Origin of the sequence: Nitrobacter vulgaris, from assembly GCF_002028545.1 — a bacterium.
Lineage (GTDB): Bacteria > Pseudomonadota > Alphaproteobacteria > Rhizobiales > Xanthobacteraceae > Nitrobacter > Nitrobacter vulgaris.
This window is the reverse complement of sequence record NZ_MWPQ01000031.1, coordinates 1-19,241: the sequence shown is the minus strand read 5'-3', so window position 1 is coordinate 19,241 and position 19,241 is coordinate 1. Positions and strand designations below refer to the sequence as shown.

The following is a 19,241-nucleotide window of genomic DNA, read 5'->3' as shown; positions in this document are numbered from 1 at the left end:
ATCGAGCACGATCTTCGAAAACGGCTCCACTTTTCAAATTACACTCTGTTCACCCACAAGTGTGGGTAGCGCAGAAGCCCGGCAGCGTCACGGTGAAATCGCGAAGCATCCGATCGCTATGGGCAAGCCCCCTGCCTCTTCAGTAACACGAGGTCGATCATCGCCCCGCGCGAAAGCTTGAGTTTGTTGGCTTCGCCTGCGGCCGCACATGCGCCCGCGGCGTCGTCCGTCTGCAACCGCGCAAGTCCAAGGCTGACCCATCCATCGGCGAATTCCGGCGCGTCGCGCACGCCTTCCTCCAGGATCGTTTTTGCCTCGGCCGGACGCTTGGCCTTCAACAGCAAGCGCCCGTAATCAGCTTTCAGCGTTCGCCGCGGCTTCGGTTGTCGCAACGCAATCTTGAACAGCTCTTCGGCGTATTCGAGATCGCCGAAGCGCGCCGCCGTGATCACCGCAAAGCCTTGGTAGATCTCGCTCCGCTCAGGGGCAAGCAGCCAAGCCTGATTGAATCGTTTTGCCGCTTCTGACAGGTCACCGCGATCGATATGAGCCCAGCCCCGCTCAATAGCTGCAGCGGAAACCGCCTCGCGCGAACCCATCTCATCCGACGCCGCCAGAAAGTCGGCATCGGTCTTTTGCTGTTCGGGAGTTTTCTCCGAGAAACCATAGAACGGCTGTTCGTCAATCCGCGCCGAGAACGTCTTCTTCGTCACCGTCACGCCCGGCGCAACTTCGACCATCTCGGCGCGCGCCGCGTTCGTGATGCCAAGCAGCACCAGTGCCAACAGCCATCGGGTAATATGTCTTCGCATCGCCTGCACCTGTTTACGCCTCGCACCTTGTCGGAGCGTCATAAGCCACTCCGCTTTTTGAAACAGCCTTACGACCGTGGATCGACAGCGTGTTGACGTCGATGAAGTCGTCACGACGAGCGCTCCCGGCGCAGTTTCGCCCAGTAGTCCATGCGCTTGCGGATTTCGCGCTCGAACCCCCGATCCGGCGGATCATAGAAAGTCCGGCGGCCGAGCATCTCCGGGAAGTAATCCTGTCCGGAAAACGCATCGGGCATGTCGTGATCGTATTGGTAGCCGCCGCCGTAACCTTCGGATTTCATCAGACCGGTCGGCGCGTTGAGGATGTGCTTCGGCGGCAAGAGAGAGCCGGCGTCCTTCGCGACGCGCATCGCCGCGCCGAACGCTTTGTAGGCGGCGTTGGACTTCGGCGCGGTGGCCAGATAGATCACCGCCTGCGCGATCGCGAGTTCGCCTTCCGGTGAGCCGAGAAAATCATAGGCATCCTTGGCCGCGTTGCAGATCACCAGCGCCTGCGGATCCGCCAGCCCGATATCCTCGACTGCCATTCGCACCACGCGGCGCGCGAGAAATAACGGGTCCTCGCCGGCCTCGAGCATCCGCGCCAGATAGTACAGCGCCGCATCGGGATCGGAGCCGCGCACCGACTTGTGCAAGGCAGAAATCAAGTTGTAGTGGCCGTCGGCGGATTTGTCGTAGATCGGCGCGCGGCGCTGCAGCACGCCCTGCAACTGCTCGGCATTGAAGACCTCGCCCTCGCGCGCCGACCGCCAGACCTCCTCGACCAGCGTCAGCGCCGCGCGGCCGTCGCCGTCGGCCATGCGCACCAGCGCCGAGCGCGCCTCAGCATCGAGCGGCAACGGCTTGCCCTCGACCTGTTCGGCGCGAGCGAACAATTTCTCGATCGCCTCCCAGTCGAGCGAACGGAACACAAGCACGCGAGCCCGCGACAACAACGCCGCGTTCAGTTCGAACGATGGGTTCTCAGTGGTCGCACCGACCAAAATGACGGTTCCGTCCTCCATGACAGGCAGAAACGAATCCTGTTGCGCGCGATTGAAACGATGAACCTCATCGACGAACAGGAGCGTTCCCGTCCCCGACTCGCGGCGCGCGCGGGCGGCATCGAACGCCTTCTTCAGATCGGCGACACCGGAGAACACCGCCGACAGTTGCTCGAAATGCAGCGCGGTCGCATTCGCCAGCAGCCGCGCCACTGTCGTCTTGCCGGTCCCCGGCGGTCCCCAGAAGATGAGCGAGCCTAGCGTGCGGGTTTCCAGCATCCGGGTCAGCGCGCCGTCCAATCCAAGAATGTGATCCTGCCCGACCACGTCCGACAGCGTCTGCGGTCGCAGCTTGTCCGGCAGTGGATGCGGCGCATCACGTTCCAGACCCGCCGCGGAGAACAGGCTGTTGGAGGCGCGCTGGCGGTTCGGGCTCATCCGCCTAGCATGACTTGAATCTGCTGGCCTCCACGCATCAGCGTGATACGCCAGAGCCGCCTCGCTTCGCGAACGGCCTGTTCGAGATCGGCCGTCTTAACGATCTTCTTGTTGTTGACCGCGAGGATGATGTCGCCTTTCCTGAAGCCGACATTCGCGGCCATTCCATTGTCCGCCAATGCGATGACCACGACCCCTTCGGCACCGTAATCGAGATGAAGTTCGTCGGCCAGCGCCGGCGAGATATTCGCAACCTTGGCGCCTTGAAATGGTGATGGCGCGGTGATCGCCAACTCGTCGCGACCGGTGTCCGGCGCCGCCTCGAGCGGAACGGTAAGCTTGATCGGCCTCCCATTGCGTTGGACTTCCAATTGCGATGTGCCGCCGAGCGGACGCGTCGCAAACCGATAGTCAAACGCATTGGGGTCCTCGACAGGCTGTCCGTCGATCAAGACGATCAGGTCGGATAGTTTGAGACCGGCACGCGCCGCCGGACTTCCAACCGCAACGCTGGCCACCAGCGCACCGGCCGGCGCCTTGAGGCCGATGGTTTCGGCAATCTCCGGGGTTATCGTTTGCAGCCGCGCTCCGAGCCAGGGCCGCTGCACCGCCTTGCCACCATTCTTGGCGGATGCCACGACAACCCGCACCATGTTTGCCGGAATGGCGAAGCCGATGCCCTGCGACCCTCCGGAGCGCGAGAAAATTGCGGTGTTGATACCTGCGAGACGACCCGTGATGTCAACCAGCGCCCCACCCGAGTTTCCCGGATTGATCGCCGCATCGGTCTGGATGAAGAACTGATAGTCTGTAATTCCCACCTGCGTGCGCGCCAACGCCGAAACAATGCCGTGCGTCACAGTCTGCCCGACGCCGAATGGGTTCCCAATCGCCATGACGAGGTCTCCGACCTGCAACTCATCCGAATTCGCGAAATCGAGCGTCGGGAACTTCTCATGCACATCCTTCAGCCGCAGGACCGCAAGGTCGGTCCGCGTGTCCTTGAGCACGATCTCGGCCTCGAACTCGCGCTTGTCCGGCAGCGCGATCTTGACCTGGTCGGCACCCTCAATCACGTGATTGTTTGTCACGACAAGGCCGGACGGATCGACCATCACGCCTGAGCCGAGCGAGCGCTGCATCTGTTCCGGCTGCCCGCCCGGAACGCCAAAGAACCGGCGGAAGACCGGATCCTCGAGCAATGGATGGCGATGCTGGATCACCTTGGCGGCATAGACATTGACGACAGCCGGCGTCACCCGCTGCACGATCGGTGCATAGGAAAGCCGCAATTCGGCCTGGGAGGCCGGAACGTGGCGGTCCTGAGCATGACCAGGCGCCGGCATCGTCAGAGCGAGGAATAGCGGGGCGAACAGGCGGAACGACGTCATGAATTCACTCCCGGGGTCAGGACCGCAGATATAGGCTTCGCTAACCTTCAAGAGAAGCAAAAGACGCTTTTTTCACGTCCGCGACGTCGCGCGGATGCCAAGACAGAACGCCATGTCATCGTCTGCACGCACATGATCGTCGCGACAGCACAACCACACACATCGCGAGTCCATCACAGACGCCGCGAAGTGCCGCACAAATCGGAACCACCTGCCGCATCCCCGTAATGGAAGCCTTTTAGCGTGCGCACCTACGCGAACCGGTGTCCACTTCGCTCGAAACGCTCTCTAGGGCAGGCTCGAACCAACAAAAAAGCGGCGCCCCACGATGCGCCGCCTTTCTAAGTTTTAAAAGAGGTCGAGCTTACGCGGCTTCCGAAGCTTCCTGCACCGGCCCGGAATCCTGGCCCTTGGCATCGACGTCGCGATCGACGAACTCGATCACTGCCATCGGCGCGTTATCGCCGTATCGGAAGCCGGCCTTGATAATGCGGGTATACCCACCATGACGGTCCTTGTAGCGCGGCGCCAACACGTCGAACAGCTTCTTCACCTGATCGACGTCGCGCATCTCGCTGATCGCCTGACGGCGCTTGTCGAGGCCACCCTTCTTGCCGAGGGTCACCAGTTTTTCGACGATCGGACGTAGTTCTTTTGCCTTCGGCAGCGTGGTGACAATCTGCTCATGCTTGATAAGCGCCGCCGCCATATTGGCAAACATTGCCTTGCGATGCTCCGCGGTGCGATTGAGCTTCCGGTGAACCTTACCATGACGCATTGATGTGATCCTCAGTCTTGTCCGGTTGCGACTGCTCGGCGGTCGCGCTGCTCAGGTGGGCTGCCTGCGTTCGCCCTATTTTGGGTTTCTCTCCCCCACTCCGGGGAAGAGATCACTCAGTAATGGTCCTCGAAGCGTTTTGCCAGCTCATCTATATTTTCCGGCGGCCAGCCCGGCACTTCCATGCCGAGATGCAGACCCATCTGGGCCAGCACTTCCTTGATCTCATTCAGCGACTTGCGCCCGAAATTCGGGGTGCGCAGCATCTCCGCTTCCGACTTCTGCACCAGATCGCCGATGTAAACGATGTTGTCGTTCTTCAAGCAATTTGCGGAACGTACCGACAGCTCCAGTTCATCCACTTTCTTGAGGAAGGCAGGATTGAACGCCAGATCCGGAATGATCTCGGTGGCGACTTCCTTGCGCGGCTCCTCGAAGTTGACGAAGACATTGAGTTGATCTTGCAGAATACGCGCGGCGAAGGCCACGGCATCCTCGGGCGTCACCCCGCCATTCGTTTCGATGGTCATGGTCAGTTTGTCGTAGTCGAGAATCTGACCCTCGCGAGTGTTTTCGACCTTGTAGGATACCTTGCGCACCGGCGAATACAGGCTATCAACCGGTATCAGTCCGATCGGCGCATCCTCGGGCCGATTACGCTCGGCGGCAACATAACCCTTGCCGGAGGCAACCGTGAATTCCATGCGAATCTCGGCGCCATCGTCGAGGGTGCAGATCTGAAGGTCGGGATTAAGCACCACGATGTCGCCGACGGTCTGGATGTCACCTGCGGTGACGCTGCCGGGACCTTGCTTCTTCACGACCATGCGCTTGGGGCCTTCCCCCTGCATCTTGATCGCGATGTCCTTGATATTCAGCACGATGTCGGTGACGTCCTCGCGAACGCCCGCGATCGAGGAGAATTCGTGTAGAACGCCATCGATGTGTACCGACTGCACCGCGGCGCCTTGCAGCGAGGACAGCAGGATTCGGCGTAGCGCGTTACCGAGTGTCTGGCCAAAACCGCGCTCAAGCGGCTCGGCAATCAGGGTTGCAAAGCGCGAGGGATCGCTGCCGGGAACGACCTGCAGCTTGTTCGGCCGAATGAGCTCTTGCCAATTTTTCTGGATCGTCACTGTTTCACCCATGCCATCAACATCGCTGGCGTTGGAGGACGCGGATCAATCCGCGCAAAGATAAAAACCTCGAATTGGCGGAACAACAAACCGCCGCTGTCGAATATCAAACGCGCCGGCGCTTGCGCGGACGGCAACCGTTATGAGGAATCGTGGTCACATCGCGGATCGAGGTAACGGTGAAGCCCGCAGCCTGCAGCGCGCGCAGCGCCGATTCGCGACCCGAACCCGGACCAGCTACCTCGACCTCAAGGGTGCGCATGCCGTGCTCCTGCGCCTTCTTGGAAACATCTTCCGCCGCCACCTGCGCCGCGTAAGGGGTCGACTTGCGTGATCCCTTAAAACCCATCGTCCCGGCCGATGACCAGGCGATCGTATTGCCCTGCGCATCGGTGATGGTGATGGTGGTGTTGTTGAACGACGAATTGACATGCGCGATGCCGGACGCGATGTTCTTGCGCTCGCGGCGGCGAACGCGTGTAGCTTCCTTACCCATTGTCAGCCTTTCCTGTGATCTCAACGCCGCCGTAATGCCAGCGGCTCCACCGACGATGCGAATAGCGATCAGAATCTATTCGCTGTTCGCAATTTCCTATCCGCGCTCTTACTTTTTCTTGCCGGCAATCGACTTGGCCGGCCCCTTGCGGGTACGCGCGTTAGTATGGGTGCGCTGACCGCGCACCGGCAGTCCGCGACGATGACGCAAGCCGCGATAACAACCGAGATCCATCAGCCGCTTGATGTTGATGCCGACCTCACGGCGAAGATCGCCTTCGACGAGATAGTCGCGATCGATGACTTCCCGAATCTGAAGTACTTCCTGATCGGTCAGTTGCGAGACCCGGCGATCGACCGGAATCTTGACCTTCTCGACGATCTCGGCGGCATTCTTCTGACCAATGCCATGGATGTATTGAAGCGCGATGACGACGCGCTTGTTGGTTGGGATATTCACGCCGGCAATACGGGCCACAGACTTCTCTCCTGTTGCCGACTCGCGGTGAGCCGGCCTTTCCTTCGATATTTCAGGCGGGTATCCTCAAACACAAACACGACGCCTGACCCTCAGTTATCTTAGGGTCCGGCATCGTCTGAAACGATCCGCTGGATGCTTGTTTATTAAGGACTTGGTGGCATTTCGTCAACCGTCCCGCCACTTTTGCTCGCTCTTTCGTGACTTTTGAGCCGCCAATTTTTGCTCACCTCACCGTGCTCGTTCCCCATTCCCAAGGGCCCGCCTGGGACCATCATTTACTGGTTTTTCTCGCCTTTAGGTCGATTCTGGCCCGCTTACCACCGGCGGATGCCGAACTTTGACATCGGAACTCCCGACCGTCTCAGGACGCGGCGAATATCCCGCGTGACGTCATCGATAGCCATCATGCCGTCAACCGTCAGCAGCTTGCCGCGCTCCGAATAGTAGCGAATGAGCGGCTCGGTCAGCCCGCGGTAGCTGACCAGCCGCTTCGAGAGCACCTCCGGCCTATCATCGGCCCGCACCTGTTCCCCCCGCGCCGTCATTTCCGCGACACGGCTTTCAACGCGCTGCAGTAGCGCACTTTCGTCGACGCGAAGCTCAACCACGGCATCGAGTGCGAGATTTTTGGATTGGAGCAGACGATCCAGTGCCTCGGCCTGTGGGACGGTGCGCGGAAAGCCGTCGAGGATGAATCCCGTCTTCGCGTCCGCCTGTTCCAGCCGGTCGGAAATGATGCCGATGACGACATCGTCCGGGACCAGCCCCCCGCTCGCCATGATGTCCTTGGCCTTGAGGCCGACCGGCGTACCGGCGGCGACGGCGGCGCGCAGCATGTCGCCCGTAGAAAGCTGAATGATTCCGTAGTGATGAACCAGACGTTGCGCCTGCGTTCCTTTTCCCGCCCCCGGCGGCCCGAGAAGAATCAGTCTCATAAAGAATTGCCCCATCGCCGGGTGAACGGGCAGCCGCGCACCTGCGCTTCGATATCGGGCACACCGCAAAATACGACCTGCGCCCTTCCGGCAACTAATACGGCACCCCGGAGCAAGCGATCAATGCCTCGGACAAGAATAGCAGGAGGCAGATATGTCGCGGCGATCGTATGCGACCCCAAACGAAGAACGCCGGGGCACGAAAGCGATACGCTTGGCGGATCTGACACGCATTCCGCAAAAGTGGATACCATCATCGCAAGCAGAACACGCGCAGGTTATTGACTGAAAGCATTTCTTCTCACTGACCGATTCCGATGAGCAAGAACGCTTCACGTCATCGACGGCGGCCTCTCAACTTGGATTTTTTTATCAGGCCTTCATATTGGTGGGCCAGCAGATATCCCTGCACCTGCGACACTGTATCCATCGTGACGCTGACCACGATCAGAAGCGACGTACCGCCGAAATAGAAAGGTACCGCTGCGTAAGAAATCAAAATCTCGGGAATCAGGCAGACAACCGCGAGATAAACCGCCCCTGGCACCGTGATGCGCGAGAGCACGTAGTCGATATACTCGGCGGTCCGCTCGCCTGGCCTGATGCCCGGAATGAAGCCGCCATGCTTTTTGAGATTATCGGCTGTCTCGGTCGGATTGAAGACGATCGCGGTGTAGAAGAAGGTGAAGAACACGATCAAGGCGATGTACAGGACCAGAAACATCGGCCGGCCGTGACCGAGTTGGGTATTGATCCACTGGAACCATTCCGGTCCGCTACCCGCGTTGAAGTTCGCGACCGTCGTCGGCAACAGCAGCAGTGACGAAGCGAAAATCGGCGGGATCACACCGGAGGTATTGAGCTTCAGCGGCAGATGGGAAGACTGCCCATCAAACATCTTATTGCCGACCTGACGCTTCGGATACTGGATCAGCAACCTGCGCTGGGCGCGCTCCATGAACACAATGAAGGCAATCACCGCGACGACCATGATCAGAACGATCAGGATGATCCCTGTGGACAGCGCGCCTTGCCGGCCGAGTTCGAGCATGTTGGCGAGCGCGGACGGCAGCTCGGCGACGATACCGGCCATGATGATGAGGGAAATGCCGTTGCCGATGCCTCGCGACGTGATCTGCTCGCCGAGCCACATCAGAAACATGGTGCCGCCGGTCAATGTGATCGCGGTGGAGAGCAGGAAAAACATGCCGGGATTGGTGACGACGTTGCCTGCGCCCTGGAGACCGACGGCAATGCCGTAGGACTGGAAGAACGCCAGCACCACCGTAAGATAACGAGTGTATTGATTGATAATCTTGCGGCCAGCTTCGCCCTCCTTCTTGAGAGCCTCGAGCTTAGGCGATACCGAGGTCAACAGTTGCAGGATGATCGAGGCCGAAATGTACGGCATGATGTTCAAGGCGAAAATCGCCATGCGGTCGATACCACCGCCGGAGAACATATTGAACATCCCGAGGATGCCGCCGGCCTGGGAATTGAACACCTTTTGCCAGACCGTCGGGTCGATGCCCGGTAGCGGGATGTAGGTACCCAGCCGATAGACGAGCAACGCGCCGAGCGTGAACCAGATGCGCTTCTTCAGCTCGTCGGCTTTCGCAAACGCCGAGAAGTTTAGGTTAGCCGCCAGTTGTTCCGCTGCTGAGACCATATTCAGCCTTCTCCCGCACCAATGGTGCCGTCACGCTCCGCCAGAACGGGCCAGCCGGCAGACGCCAAACCTCTCATGGTTCCTGTCGTGCGCCAAAGCGGGCGATGACGCAGACGTTAGGCTGCCTCACCTTCGTCCTTCTTCGGCGCAAGGATTTTCACTGTGCCGCCGGCCTTCTCGACCGCCGTGATCGCGGACTTCGAGGCGCCGTGAACCTCGATAGTCAGTTTCGCCTTGATCTCGCCTCGGCCAAGCAGGCGGACGCCACCCTTGGCGCGACGCACCACGCCGGATTTCACCAGCGACTCGGCGTTAACGGTCTCCTTGGCATTGATCGACCCGGCATCAATTGCGGCCTGGAGCCGGTCAAGATTGATTTCGGCAAATTCCACCCGGAAGATATTGTTGAAGCCGCGCTTCGGCAACCGCCGGTGCAGCGGCATCTGGCCTCCCTCGAAGCCTTTGATGCGCACACCCGAGCGCGCCGTCTGTCCCTTGCCGCCACGGCCGCCGGTCTTGCCCTTTCCGGAGCCGATACCCCGGCCGATCCGCATGCGCTTCTTGCGCGAGCCTGCGTTGTCGGCGATATCGCAAAGTTTCATGGTCGCGTCCTCATCGTGTTCGTCGTGCCAGGATCGTCCCGGCCTTCCACGTCTTTTGCCGAACCCGGCGCACTCCAAGCCGTGGACCCCCGGCACAGGCCGGGCATAAATAGCAAATTATTACGTCTCGTCGATTACACGGACGATGTGTCGAACCTTCTCGATCATGCCGCGAATTTCAGGCGTATCCTGCAACTCCGCGGTCCGACCGATCTTGTTGAGCTTAAGCCCGACCAATGTCGAGCGTTGTGAGTGGTGGCGGCGGATTGCGCTGCCGGTCTGCTCGACCTTGATTGTCTTTGCGGCCTTAGCCATCGTCGTCACTCCAAATCCTGTCTTGCCCGGCGGTCGGATTGGGCAGGTGGCAACCGCCGGCCCCAGCCCGGACTCCGCTTATTCGGCAACAGCCTCCGCATCACCGCCCACACGGCGCGATTGCAGCGTGGAAACCTTGATATTGCGGCGGGCGGAAACCGAGCGCGGTGAATCCTGATGCTTCAGCGCGTCGAACGTCGCGCGAATCATATTGTAGGGATTGGACGAGCCAATCGACTTCGCCACCACGTCCTGGATGCCGAGCGTCTCAAACACCGCGCGCATCGGGCCGCCGGCGATGATGCCGGTGCCGGCTGGTGCTGCGCGCAGATAAACGCGGCCTGCGCCGTGGCGGCCTGCGATGTCGTGATGCAGCGTCCGGCCCTCGCGCAGCGCCACGCGCGTCAGATTGCGCTTTGCCGACTCCGTCGCCTTGCGGATTGCCTCCGGAACTTCGCGCGCCTTGCCGTGACCGAAGCCAACCCGGCCCTTCTGGTCGCCGATCACGACCAACGCCGCGAAACCGAAGCGCTTGCCGCCCTTGACGACCTTCGCCACACGATTGATGTGGACAAGCTTGTCAACGAACTCGCTGTCGCGCTCCTCGCGATCTCTGCTCCGTTCGCGTCCGCCGCGTTCGCGTTCACCTGCCATGGTGTTTTTCCGATCCTTGTGAGGCTTCGCCCCTGTCCTATTCGTTCGATATCAATTTCAAGACACGCATTCTTGTTGCAAAACCGGATCCCGCTTTTGCAGAATACGCGCTTAGAAGCTCAAACCGCTTTCGCGAGCGGCATCGGCCAGCGCCTTGACGCGACCGTGATAGAGATAGCCGCCGCGATCGAAGACCACTTCCTTGACGCCGTTCTTCACCGCCCGCTCCGCCAACAGTTTGCCAACCGCTTTGGCCGCTTCGATATTGGCGCCCGTGTTGCCCGTACCGCGCATCACCTTTTCGAGCGAGGACGCCGAGGCCAGCGTCTCGCCCTTCAGGTCGTCAATGACTTGGGCATATATGTGCTTCGACGAGCGGAACACCGACAGCCGCGGTCTGCCATTTGCGGTGCGACGCAACGACAGCCTCACGCGTTGCTTGCGCCGGGCATTCGTAATCTTCAGTTTCGACATGACCGGCTCCGTTACTTCTTCTTTCCTTCCTTGCGGAAGATCGTTTCGTTGGCGTACTTCACGCCCTTGCCCTTGTAAGGCTCCGGCGGACGATAGCCACGGATTTCGGCCGCGACCTGACCAACGCGCTGCGCGTCATTACCCGTGATCGTGATTTCAGTCGGCTTCGGCACAGCAATCGTAATCCCCTCGGGGACCGCGTAATTGACATCGTGGCTATAGCCGAGCGCGAGCTGCAATGACTTGCCTTGCAACGCGGCGCGATAGCCGACGCCGACGATCTCGAGCTTCTTCTCGAATCCCTTCGTGACGCCGTCGACAAGATTTGCGACTTGCGCGCGCGCTGTACCATACAGCGCCTGCGCCCGCTTGGTCTCGTATCGCGGCGCGACCTTCACCGCGCCATCCTCGAGCTTCACCTCGACATCGTCATGGACGACGAACTGAAGCTGGCCTTTCGGCCCCTTCATCTTGACGGTCTGCCCTTCGACGGTCGCAGTGACACCGGATGGCACCGTGACTGGCCTCTTGCCGATGCGTGACATGGCTTAATTCCTTCCTCAGAACACCGTGAAGAGAACTTCGCCGCCCACATTCGCGTCACGCGCGTCGTGGTCGGCCATGATTCCCTTCGGCGTCGACAGCACCGAAATCCCCAGCCCGTTGTTGACGCGCGGTAGATTTTTCACGGAGGCGTAAACACGCCGCCCCGGCTTGGAGACCCGCTCGATCTCGCGGATCACGGGTTCGCCGTCGAAATACTTCAACTCGATCTCAAGCTCGCTGCGGCCCGAGGAATGCTCGACGCTGGCGTAGCCGCGGATATAGCCCTCGCTCTTGAGGACTTCGAGCACGTTAGCTCGCATCTTGGAGCCCGGGGTCGAAACCTTGGGCTTGTTGCGCATCTGCGCATTGCGGATGCGGGTGATGAGATCGCTGATCGGATCGTGCGTGGACATCTGGCGACCCTCCTTACCAGCTCGACTTCACGAGGCCGGGAACCAGGCCTCTGGAGCCAAGCTCGCGCAGCGCGATGCGACTCAGCTTGTTCTTGCGGTAGTTCGAACGGGGACGTCCGGTCAGTTCGCAGCGGTTGCGGATACGCGTCGCCGACGAATTGCGCGGCATTTCGGCAAGCTTCAGAGTGGCTGCGAACCGTTCCTCCATCGGCTTGGTCTTGTCGGAGATGATGGCCTTCAGCCGCGCGCGCTTCGCAGCCGCGTTCCCAGCCATCCGCCTGCGCCGGTTGTTCTTCTCGATCGAACTCTTCTTTGCCATGCTTGGCTCCTTGCCTTTCCGCGTCTGAGCGCTTCTCAGCGTCTCACTGCCGGAACGGAAAATTGAATGCAGTCAGCAGCGCCCGAGCCTCGTCATCCGTCTGCGCCGTCGTGCAGACCGTGACGTCCATGCCCCAGCTCTCCCCGACCTTGTCGAAGTCGATTTCGGGGAAAATGATGTGTTCCTTGATGCCGAGCGAATAATTGCCGCGACCGTCGAAGCTCTTCGGATTGAGACCGCGGAAGTCGCGCACGCGCGGCAGCGCGACGTTTACCAGGCGGTCGATGAACTCGTACATCTTCGCCTTGCGCAGCGTCACCTTGCAGCCGATCGGCTGGTTTTCACGCAGCTTGTAGGTCGCGATTGCGACACGCGAATAGGTCACGACCGCCTTCTGGCCGGCGATCAGCGCCAGGTCACCAGCCGCCGTCTCGGCCTTTTTGCGGTCGTTCACGGCCTCGCCGATTCCCATATTGAGAACCACCTTGTCGAGACGCGGCACCTGCATGACATTGACGTAGCCGAACTCCTCGGTGAGTCTGGCGCGGATGCTCTTGTCATATTCCGCGCGCAGGCGCGGCACGTAAGCTGTTTCAGCCATCGATCTCCGCTCCCGAACGCTTGGCGACACGCACCTTGGTGCCGTCTGCCTGAATCTTGAAACCGACGCGGGTCGGCTTTCCGTCCTTGCCGACGATCGCGATGTTTGACAGGTGGACCGGCGACTCCTTCGAAATGATGCCGCCCTCCTGGTTCTGGCTCTGCTTCTGGTGGCGCTTCACCATGTTAACGCCGCGCACCAGCGCCCTGCCCTCCGCGGGGCGCACCTCGAACACCTCGCCGGTGCGACCCTTGTCGCGGCCCGACAATACGATAACCTTGTCGCCCTTCCGGATCTTGGCAGCCATCACAGCACCTCCGGCGCCAGCGATATGATTTTCATGTGGTTCTTGGCACGTAGCTCGCGCGGCACCGGCCCAAAAATGCGGGTGCCGACAGGCTCGGACTGGTTGTTGATCAGAACGGCCGCATTGCGGTCAAAACGGATCACCGAACCGTCCGCGCGGCGGATATCCTTGGATACCCGCACCACCACCGCCTTCATGACGTCGCCCTTCTTCACCTTCCCGCGCGGGATGGCTTCCTTGATCGACACGACGATGATGTCGCCCACCGTTGCATAGCGGCGCTTGGAGCCTCCAAGCACTTTGATGCACATGACACGGCGTGCGCCTGAATTATCGGCCACGTCGAGGTTGGTCTGCATCTGAATCATTGATGCACCTTGTCCTCTTTCTGATGCGCAAAATCGCGCTTAAGCAGTTTTCTTCTGTTCGCCCCGAACCACGGTCCAGCGCTTCAATTTCGAGATCGGCTTGCTTTCCTCGATCCACACCATGTCACCCGGCTTGAACTCATTGTTCTCGTCGTGCGCGTGATAGTTTTTCGAGCGGCGAATGGTCTTCTTGTAGATCGGATGGGTAAAGCGGCGATCGACACGCACCACAACCGTCTTGGCTTGCTTGTCGCTGACGACCACGCCCTGCAGCGTACGTTTTGGCATCTCGGACCCCTTATTTCTTCGCGTCGCGCTTTTGCGCGGCGATGGTCTTGATCCGTGCAATATCGCGGCGGGCTTCACGCAACCGCGAAGTGTTCTCAAGCTGTCCGGTGGCTCGCTGGAAGCGCAGATTGAACCGCTCCTTCTTCAGATTGGCGACGGCGTCGTCCATCTGGTCGGGGGTCATCGCGCGGATGTCGGCGGTCTTCATTCCTGCCATGTCGGTTACTCCGCGATGCGCGCGACGAAGCGCGTTTTGATCGGCAGCTTGGCGGCGGCGAGAGTCAGTGCTTCCTTGGCGGTCTGCGCGGCCACGCCATCGATCTCGAAAAGAACCCGGCCCGGCTTGACCCGTACCACCCACAATTCCGGCGCGCCCTTGCCTGAGCCCATGCGGACCTCGGCAGGCTTCTTCGATACGGGCACGTCCGGAAAAACGCGGATCCAAACGCGTCCCGCGCGCTTCATGTGGCGCGTCAGCGCTCGCCGCGCGGCTTCGATCTGGCGCGCCGTGATGCGCTCGGGCGCCATTGCCTTCAGGCCGAACTGGCCGAACGCAAGTGTCGCGCCCGACGACGCGACGCCGTGGATGCGGCCCTTGTGTGCCTTCCGGAACTTGGTCTTCTTCGGTTGCATCATGGCTTACGCCCTCAAACCTTCTCTCGTTCAAGCCGCGTCGCGGCGCGGACGGCTGTCGTCGCCGGCCAGGCGCTTGTCCTGAGCCATCGGATCGTGCTCGAGGATCTCGCCCTTGAATATCCAGACCTTGACGCCGCAGGTGCCGAACGTCGTGAACGCGGTAGCAACGCCGTAGTCCACATCAGCGCGCAGCGTGTGCAGCGGCACACGGCCTTCGCGATACCACTCCATGCGGGCGATTTCGGCGCCGCCGAGACGGCCCGAGCAATTGATCCGAATGCCTTCGGCGCCGAGACGCATCGCCGACTGCACGGCGCGCTTCATCGCGCGGCGGAATGCGACGCGACGCTCAAGCTGCTGCGCGATCGATTCGGCGACCAGCGTGGCATCGAGTTCCGGCTTGCGAATTTCGACGATGTTGAGGACCACGTCGGACGAGGTGATGTCAGCAACCCTTTTGCGAAGCTTATCGATATCGGCGCCCTTCTTTCCGATCACGACACCGGGGCGCGCCGAATGGATCGTCACGCGGCACTTTTTATGCGGACGCTCGATCACGATGCGGGCAACGGCCGCCTGCTTGAGTTCCTTGTGCAGGAGTTCGCGGATCTTGACATCCTCGTGCAGCAGCCTGCCGTACTCGCTCTTGCCGGCATACCAACGGGAATCCCAGGTCCGGTTGATACCCAGACGCAGCCCGATTGGATTGATCTTCTGACCCATCGTTTTCTCCCGCGCCTCTTTAAGCGCTCGCCTCGGCCTCGACCTGACGCACCACGATTGTCAGTTGCGAGAACGGTTTATAGATACGGCCCGAACGGCCACGGCCGCGCGGCGCGAAACGCTTCATCACCATGCCGTTGCCGACAAACGCCTCCGATACGATCAACTCGTCGACGTCGAGGTCGTGGTTGTTCTCCGCATTGGCGATCGCCGATTCCAGACACTTCTTTACGTCGACCGCGATCCGCTTGCGCGAAAACTGCAGGTCCGCGAGCGCCGCGGACGCCTTGCGGCCCCGGATCAGTTGCGCAACCAGGTTGAGCTTCTGCGGGCTCACCCGAAGCATCCGGGCGATCGCCTTGGCCTCGTTTTCCGGGAGGCTCCGTTCGCGCTTTGGTTTGCTCATGACTTAACCTCAAGCCCTCTTGGCTTTCTTGTCGCCCGAGTGGCCATGGAACGTACGAGTCGGCGAAAACTCACCGAACTTGTGACCGACCATCTCCTCGTTGACCGACACCGGCACGTGCTTCTGACCGTTGTAGACGCCGAACACCAAACCGACGAATTGCGGCAGAATGGTCGAACGGCGGCTCCAGATCTTGATGACGTCATGACGGCCGCTCGCCCGCGCGACATCTGCCTTCTTGAGCAGGGAGCCTTCAACAAACGGGCCTTTCCAGACTGAACGAACCATGTCCGGCTTTCCTTACTACTTCTTCCGCTTGTGGCGGCTGATGAGAATGAACTTGTTGGTCGACTTGTTTGAACGGGTCTTCTTGCCTTTGGTCGGCTTGCCCCACGGCGTCACGGGATGACGGCCACCGGAGGTACGGCCTTCGCCGCCGCCATGCGGATGGTCGATTGGGTTCATGACCACGCCGCGGTTATGCGGACGGCGACCCATCCAGCGGGTGCGGCCCGCCTTGCCGATCGAGGTGTTCATATGATCCGGATTCGATACCGCGCCGATGGCGCCGCGGCAGCGGCCGTGCACCAGACGCTGCTCGCCCGAATTCAGACGCAGGATGACATAGTCCTGATCGCGGCCGACGATCTGAGCATAGGTGCCAGCGGAACGTGCAAGCTGACCACCTTTGCCGATCTTCATCTCGACATTGTGGACGATCGTGCCGACAGGCATGTTGCCGAGCGGCATGACATTACCCGGCTTGACGTCAACATAATTCCCCGCGACGACGGTGTCGCCGACAGCCAGACGCTGCGGCGCAAGGATATAAGCCTGCTCGCCGTCCTGATACTTGATCAGCGCGATGAACGCAGTGCGGTTCGGATCATACTCGAGCCGCTCGACGACCGCCGGCACGTCCGTCTTGCCGCGCTTGAAATCGACGTTGCGATAGGCCTGCTTGTGGCCGCCGCCGCGGAACCGAACGGTGATGCGCCCAGTATTGTTGCGGCCGCCCTTGCCGCGCTTGCCCTCGGTCAGCGTCTTGACCGGCTTGCCCTTGTAAAGGGCCGAGCGATCGACCATCACCAACTGGCGCTGGCCCGGCGTCGTGGGATTGTATGTCTTAAGTGCCATAATCTATCGCCTTAAAGCCGTTTCCGCCTCAGAGTCCGGTAGTGACGTCAATGCGGTGGCCCTCTTCGAGGGTCACAACCGCGCGCTTGACATCCGACTGCGAGCCTAAGTTGCCGCGGAAGACCTTTACCTTGCCCTTGCGCACCAGCGTATTCACGCTCTTGACCTTGACGTCGAACAGTTTCTCGACCGCTTCCTTGATCTGCGGCTTGGACGCCTTGCGCGCCACCTTGAACACCACCTTGTTGTACTCGGAGGCCATCGTCGCCTTTTCGGTAATGACCGGAGCGACGATCACGTCGTAATGCTTCGCATCGATTGTCATTTGAAGCGCGCCTCCAACGCATCAACCGCCGCCTTGGTCAACACCAGCTTCTGGCGGCGCAGAATGTCGTAGACATTGATGCCCTGGATCGGCAGCACGTCGATGTTCGGAATATTGCGCACAGCGGTTGCGAACCCGGCATGAACCTGCGCGCCGTCAACGATCAGCGCACTGGTCAGACCGAGGCCGGAAAAGTGACCCATCAGAGCCTTGGTCTTGGCGTCCTTCAATTCGACGCTGTCGATGACAATCAAACCGCCGTCCTTGGCCTTCGCCGATAGAGCATGGCGCAGCGCCAGCGCGCGCACCTTCTTGGGCAGATCATGCGCATGACTACGAACGACCGGCCCGAACGCGCGGCCGCCGCCGCGGAACTGGGGCGCGCGGGCTGAACCGTGACGGGCGTTGCCGGTGCCCTTCTGCTTGAACAGCTTCTTGCCGGTACGCCAGATTTCCGCACGTCCCTTGGTCTTGCGGGTGCCCGCCTGACGCTTGGCGAGCTGCCAGTTCACGCAACGCTGAATCAGATCCTTGCGCGGCTCGAGCCCGAAGATGCCGTCCGATAGTTGAACCGAACCCGCAGCCTTGCCTTCGAGGGTGGTAATGTTCAGTTCCATGTTATGCCCCCTCCTTCTCGGCCGGGACATCCGCCGTGACTTTGTCGTCCGCAGCCTGCGCGCCGCCTGCAACCTTGAACTTGCCTGGTTGCGGCGCTTCCTTGGGCAACGGCTTCTTCACCGCGTCGCGCACCGCGATCCAGCCGCCCTTGGAGCCCGGAACGGCGCCCTCGACCAGGATCAGGCCGCGCTCGACGTCGGTCTTCACCACGCGCAAATTCAACGTTGTGATGCGGTCAACACCCATGTGACCGGGCATCTTCTTGTTCTTGAAGGTCTTGCCCGGATCCTGACGTCCGCCAGTCGAACCGATCGAACGATGCGAGACCGAAACACCGTGCGTAGCGCGCAGACCACCGAAGTTCCAGCGCTTCATGCCGCCGGCGAACCCTTTACCGACCGAGGTTCCGGTGACATCGACGAACTGGCCGACCACGAAATGGTCCGCCTGGATTTCCGCGCCGACCGGAATCAGCGCATCTTCGGACACACGGAATTCCGCAACCTTGCGCTTCGGCTCGACCTTGGCGACCGCGAACTGTCCGCGCTCCGACTTCGGCAGGTAGACCGTCTTGCGCACGCCCGACCCGAGCTGCAACGCAACGTAGCCATTCTTCTCGCCGGTCCGGTGTCCCAACACCTGACAATTGCTCAGCTTCAGCACGGTCACAGGGATATGCTCGCCGGCCTCTGTGAAGACCCGCGTCATCCCGACCTTTTGTGCGATCACTCCGGAGCGCATCGTCGTGCTTCCTGTTCTTTCTGTCCGCTAATGTGCGAACTGTTCCTAAACTTCGTTTCGACTTCCGCGTGCCCTGATCCGAAAAAACGGCGGGCTGCCGAGTTCAGAGCTTGATCTCGACGTCGACGCCTGCAGCCAGATCGAGCTTCATCAAGGCATCGACAGTCTGAGGAGTTGGATCGACGATATCGAGAAGGCGCTTGTGCGTCCGCATTTCGAACTGCTCGCGGCTTTTCTTATCGACGTGCGGCGAACGGTTGACCGTAAACTTCTCGATTCGCGTCGGCAGCGGGATCGGTCCACGGACCTGCGCACCGGTGCGTTTCGCGGTATTTACGATCTCGCGGGTCGACGTATCGAGAATCCGATGGTCGAACGCCTTGAGACGGATGCGGATATTCTGGCCGTTCATTGCCGTGTCTCTCTTTGAAAAGCGAATAGTGAGTAGTGAGTAGCGAATAGCGAAATAGAAGATGTTCTATTCGCCACTCGCTATTCGCAATTCTCTCGTTCCTTACTCGATGATGCTGGCCACGACGCCTGCTCCGACGGTACGTCCGCCCTCGCGGATGGCGAAGCGCAGCTTCTCCTCCATCGCGATCGGCACGATCAGGTGCACTTCCATCGCG

General features: G+C 60.6%; 30 protein-coding genes and 1 pseudogene. All 31 read right to left on the bottom strand.

Annotated elements, in window-relative coordinates; all coding sequences use genetic code 11:
• Positions 1-116: 116 nt before the first annotated feature.
• A complete protein-coding gene (locus tag B2M20_RS06980) occupies positions 117-854 on the bottom strand; it encodes a tetratricopeptide repeat protein (protein ID WP_079446351.1) in 738 nt (245 codons plus the stop codon).
• A gap of 68 nt (positions 855-922) precedes the next feature.
• The gene (locus B2M20_RS06975; protein WP_079446350.1) at positions 923-2,254 is read right to left on the bottom strand and encodes a replication-associated recombination protein A; all 1,332 of its coding nucleotides are present in this window, start codon (positions 2,252-2,254) and stop codon (positions 923-925) included.
• Positions 2,251-3,645 (bottom strand): DegQ family serine endoprotease, encoded by a 1,395-nt coding sequence (locus tag B2M20_RS06970; RefSeq protein ID WP_079446349.1) that lies wholly within the window; start codon positions 3,643-3,645, stop codon positions 2,251-2,253. The genes B2M20_RS06975 and B2M20_RS06970 overlap by 4 nt, the downstream gene beginning before the upstream one ends.
• Before the next feature lie 364 nt (positions 3,646-4,009).
• Positions 4,010-4,423, bottom strand: a complete 414-nt coding sequence (rplQ, locus tag B2M20_RS06965; RefSeq protein ID WP_079446348.1) for a 50S ribosomal protein L17 — start codon at positions 4,421-4,423, stop codon at positions 4,010-4,012.
• Between the two features lie 116 nt (positions 4,424-4,539).
• Positions 4,540-5,571: a DNA-directed RNA polymerase subunit alpha gene (locus tag B2M20_RS06960; protein ID WP_079446347.1), complete on the bottom strand. Its 1,032-nt coding sequence runs from the start codon at positions 5,569-5,571 to the stop codon at positions 4,540-4,542.
• A gap of 94 nt (positions 5,572-5,665) precedes the next feature.
• Positions 5,666-6,055, bottom strand: coding sequence for a 30S ribosomal protein S11 (gene rpsK, locus B2M20_RS06955; protein ID WP_006021048.1), 390 nt, complete (start codon positions 6,053-6,055; stop codon positions 5,666-5,668).
• A gap of 108 nt (positions 6,056-6,163) precedes the next feature.
• Positions 6,164-6,532: a 30S ribosomal protein S13 gene (rpsM, locus tag B2M20_RS06950; RefSeq protein ID WP_079446346.1), complete on the bottom strand. Its 369-nt coding sequence runs from the start codon at positions 6,530-6,532 to the stop codon at positions 6,164-6,166.
• Between the two features lie 353 nt (positions 6,533-6,885).
• A pseudogene (locus B2M20_RS06945) lies at positions 6,886-7,470 on the bottom strand (adenylate kinase); the annotation flags it as partial.
• A 337-nt stretch (positions 7,471-7,807) separates the two neighbouring features.
• The gene (gene secY, locus B2M20_RS06940; RefSeq protein WP_079446344.1) at positions 7,808-9,139 is read right to left on the bottom strand and encodes a preprotein translocase subunit SecY; all 1,332 of its coding nucleotides are present in this window, start codon (positions 9,137-9,139) and stop codon (positions 7,808-7,810) included.
• Positions 9,140-9,255: 116 nt separating this feature from the next.
• Positions 9,256-9,741: a 50S ribosomal protein L15 gene (gene rplO / locus B2M20_RS06935; RefSeq protein WP_079446343.1), complete on the bottom strand. Its 486-nt coding sequence runs from the start codon at positions 9,739-9,741 to the stop codon at positions 9,256-9,258.
• Between the two features lie 120 nt (positions 9,742-9,861).
• Positions 9,862-10,056, bottom strand: a complete 195-nt coding sequence (rpmD, locus tag B2M20_RS06930; RefSeq protein ID WP_079446342.1) for a 50S ribosomal protein L30 — start codon at positions 10,054-10,056, stop codon at positions 9,862-9,864.
• 78 nt (positions 10,057-10,134) lie between these two features.
• A complete protein-coding gene (gene rpsE, locus B2M20_RS06925; protein WP_079446341.1) occupies positions 10,135-10,710 on the bottom strand; it encodes a 30S ribosomal protein S5 in 576 nt (191 codons plus the stop codon).
• A gap of 111 nt (positions 10,711-10,821) precedes the next feature.
• A complete protein-coding gene (gene rplR, locus B2M20_RS06920) occupies positions 10,822-11,184 on the bottom strand; it encodes a 50S ribosomal protein L18 (RefSeq protein ID WP_079446340.1) in 363 nt (120 codons plus the stop codon).
• Between the two features lie 11 nt (positions 11,185-11,195).
• Positions 11,196-11,729 carry a 50S ribosomal protein L6 gene (gene rplF / locus B2M20_RS06915; protein ID WP_079446339.1) on the bottom strand — a complete coding sequence of 178 codons (534 nt, stop codon included), beginning with the start codon at positions 11,727-11,729 and terminating at the stop codon, positions 11,196-11,198.
• Between the two features lie 15 nt (positions 11,730-11,744).
• Positions 11,745-12,143: a 30S ribosomal protein S8 gene (gene rpsH / locus B2M20_RS06910; protein ID WP_079446338.1), complete on the bottom strand. Its 399-nt coding sequence runs from the start codon at positions 12,141-12,143 to the stop codon at positions 11,745-11,747.
• A 13-nt stretch (positions 12,144-12,156) separates the two neighbouring features.
• Positions 12,157-12,462 carry a 30S ribosomal protein S14 gene (gene rpsN, locus B2M20_RS06905; RefSeq protein WP_079446337.1) on the bottom strand — a complete coding sequence of 102 codons (306 nt, stop codon included), beginning with the start codon at positions 12,460-12,462 and terminating at the stop codon, positions 12,157-12,159.
• A 43-nt stretch (positions 12,463-12,505) separates the two neighbouring features.
• Positions 12,506-13,063: a 50S ribosomal protein L5 gene (gene rplE / locus B2M20_RS06900; protein ID WP_079446336.1), complete on the bottom strand. Its 558-nt coding sequence runs from the start codon at positions 13,061-13,063 to the stop codon at positions 12,506-12,508.
• A complete protein-coding gene (rplX, locus tag B2M20_RS06895; protein ID WP_079446335.1) occupies positions 13,056-13,370 on the bottom strand; it encodes a 50S ribosomal protein L24 in 315 nt (104 codons plus the stop codon). Before rplX ends, rplE begins: the two co-directional genes overlap by 8 nt.
• The gene (gene rplN, locus B2M20_RS06890) at positions 13,370-13,738 is read right to left on the bottom strand and encodes a 50S ribosomal protein L14 (protein WP_009797128.1); all 369 of its coding nucleotides are present in this window, start codon (positions 13,736-13,738) and stop codon (positions 13,370-13,372) included. Before rplN ends, rplX begins: the two co-directional genes overlap by 1 nt.
• 39 nt (positions 13,739-13,777) lie before the next feature.
• Entirely contained in the window at positions 13,778-14,026 is a 249-nt protein-coding gene (gene rpsQ, locus B2M20_RS06885) for a 30S ribosomal protein S17 (protein WP_009797129.1), read from the bottom strand.
• Between the two features lie 10 nt (positions 14,027-14,036).
• The gene (gene rpmC / locus B2M20_RS06880) at positions 14,037-14,243 is read right to left on the bottom strand and encodes a 50S ribosomal protein L29 (RefSeq protein ID WP_079446334.1); all 207 of its coding nucleotides are present in this window, start codon (positions 14,241-14,243) and stop codon (positions 14,037-14,039) included.
• Between the two features lie 5 nt (positions 14,244-14,248).
• Positions 14,249-14,662: a 50S ribosomal protein L16 gene (rplP, locus tag B2M20_RS06875; protein ID WP_079446333.1), complete on the bottom strand. Its 414-nt coding sequence runs from the start codon at positions 14,660-14,662 to the stop codon at positions 14,249-14,251.
• A 27-nt stretch (positions 14,663-14,689) separates the two neighbouring features.
• Complete coding sequence (gene rpsC, locus B2M20_RS06870; RefSeq protein WP_009797132.1) at positions 14,690-15,385, bottom strand: 30S ribosomal protein S3; 696 nt, start codon at positions 15,383-15,385, stop codon at positions 14,690-14,692.
• A gap of 19 nt (positions 15,386-15,404) precedes the next feature.
• The gene (rplV, locus tag B2M20_RS06865; RefSeq protein ID WP_079446332.1) at positions 15,405-15,791 is read right to left on the bottom strand and encodes a 50S ribosomal protein L22; all 387 of its coding nucleotides are present in this window, start codon (positions 15,789-15,791) and stop codon (positions 15,405-15,407) included.
• Positions 15,792-15,800: 9 nt separating this feature from the next.
• On the bottom strand, positions 15,801-16,079 hold the full coding sequence (rpsS, locus tag B2M20_RS06860; RefSeq protein WP_079446331.1) for a 30S ribosomal protein S19: 279 nt from the start codon (positions 16,077-16,079) through the stop codon (positions 15,801-15,803).
• Positions 16,080-16,094: 15 nt separating this feature from the next.
• The gene (gene rplB, locus B2M20_RS06855; RefSeq protein WP_079446330.1) at positions 16,095-16,928 is read right to left on the bottom strand and encodes a 50S ribosomal protein L2; all 834 of its coding nucleotides are present in this window, start codon (positions 16,926-16,928) and stop codon (positions 16,095-16,097) included.
• Between the two features lie 28 nt (positions 16,929-16,956).
• The gene (locus B2M20_RS06850) at positions 16,957-17,253 is read right to left on the bottom strand and encodes a 50S ribosomal protein L23 (RefSeq protein WP_079446329.1); all 297 of its coding nucleotides are present in this window, start codon (positions 17,251-17,253) and stop codon (positions 16,957-16,959) included.
• A complete protein-coding gene (gene rplD / locus B2M20_RS06845) occupies positions 17,250-17,870 on the bottom strand; it encodes a 50S ribosomal protein L4 (RefSeq protein WP_079446328.1) in 621 nt (206 codons plus the stop codon). The genes B2M20_RS06850 and rplD overlap by 4 nt, the downstream gene beginning before the upstream one ends.
• Position 17,871: 1 nt before the next feature.
• Complete coding sequence (gene rplC / locus B2M20_RS06840) at positions 17,872-18,612, bottom strand: 50S ribosomal protein L3 (protein ID WP_079446327.1); 741 nt, start codon at positions 18,610-18,612, stop codon at positions 17,872-17,874.
• Between the two features lie 103 nt (positions 18,613-18,715).
• Positions 18,716-19,024 carry a 30S ribosomal protein S10 gene (rpsJ, locus tag B2M20_RS06835; RefSeq protein ID WP_002712302.1) on the bottom strand — a complete coding sequence of 103 codons (309 nt, stop codon included), beginning with the start codon at positions 19,022-19,024 and terminating at the stop codon, positions 18,716-18,718.
• Between the two features lie 102 nt (positions 19,025-19,126).
• Positions 19,127-19,241 (bottom strand): EF-Tu C-terminal domain-related protein (locus B2M20_RS06830; RefSeq protein WP_476638868.1); only part of this gene is annotated, 115 nt, incomplete at its 5' end.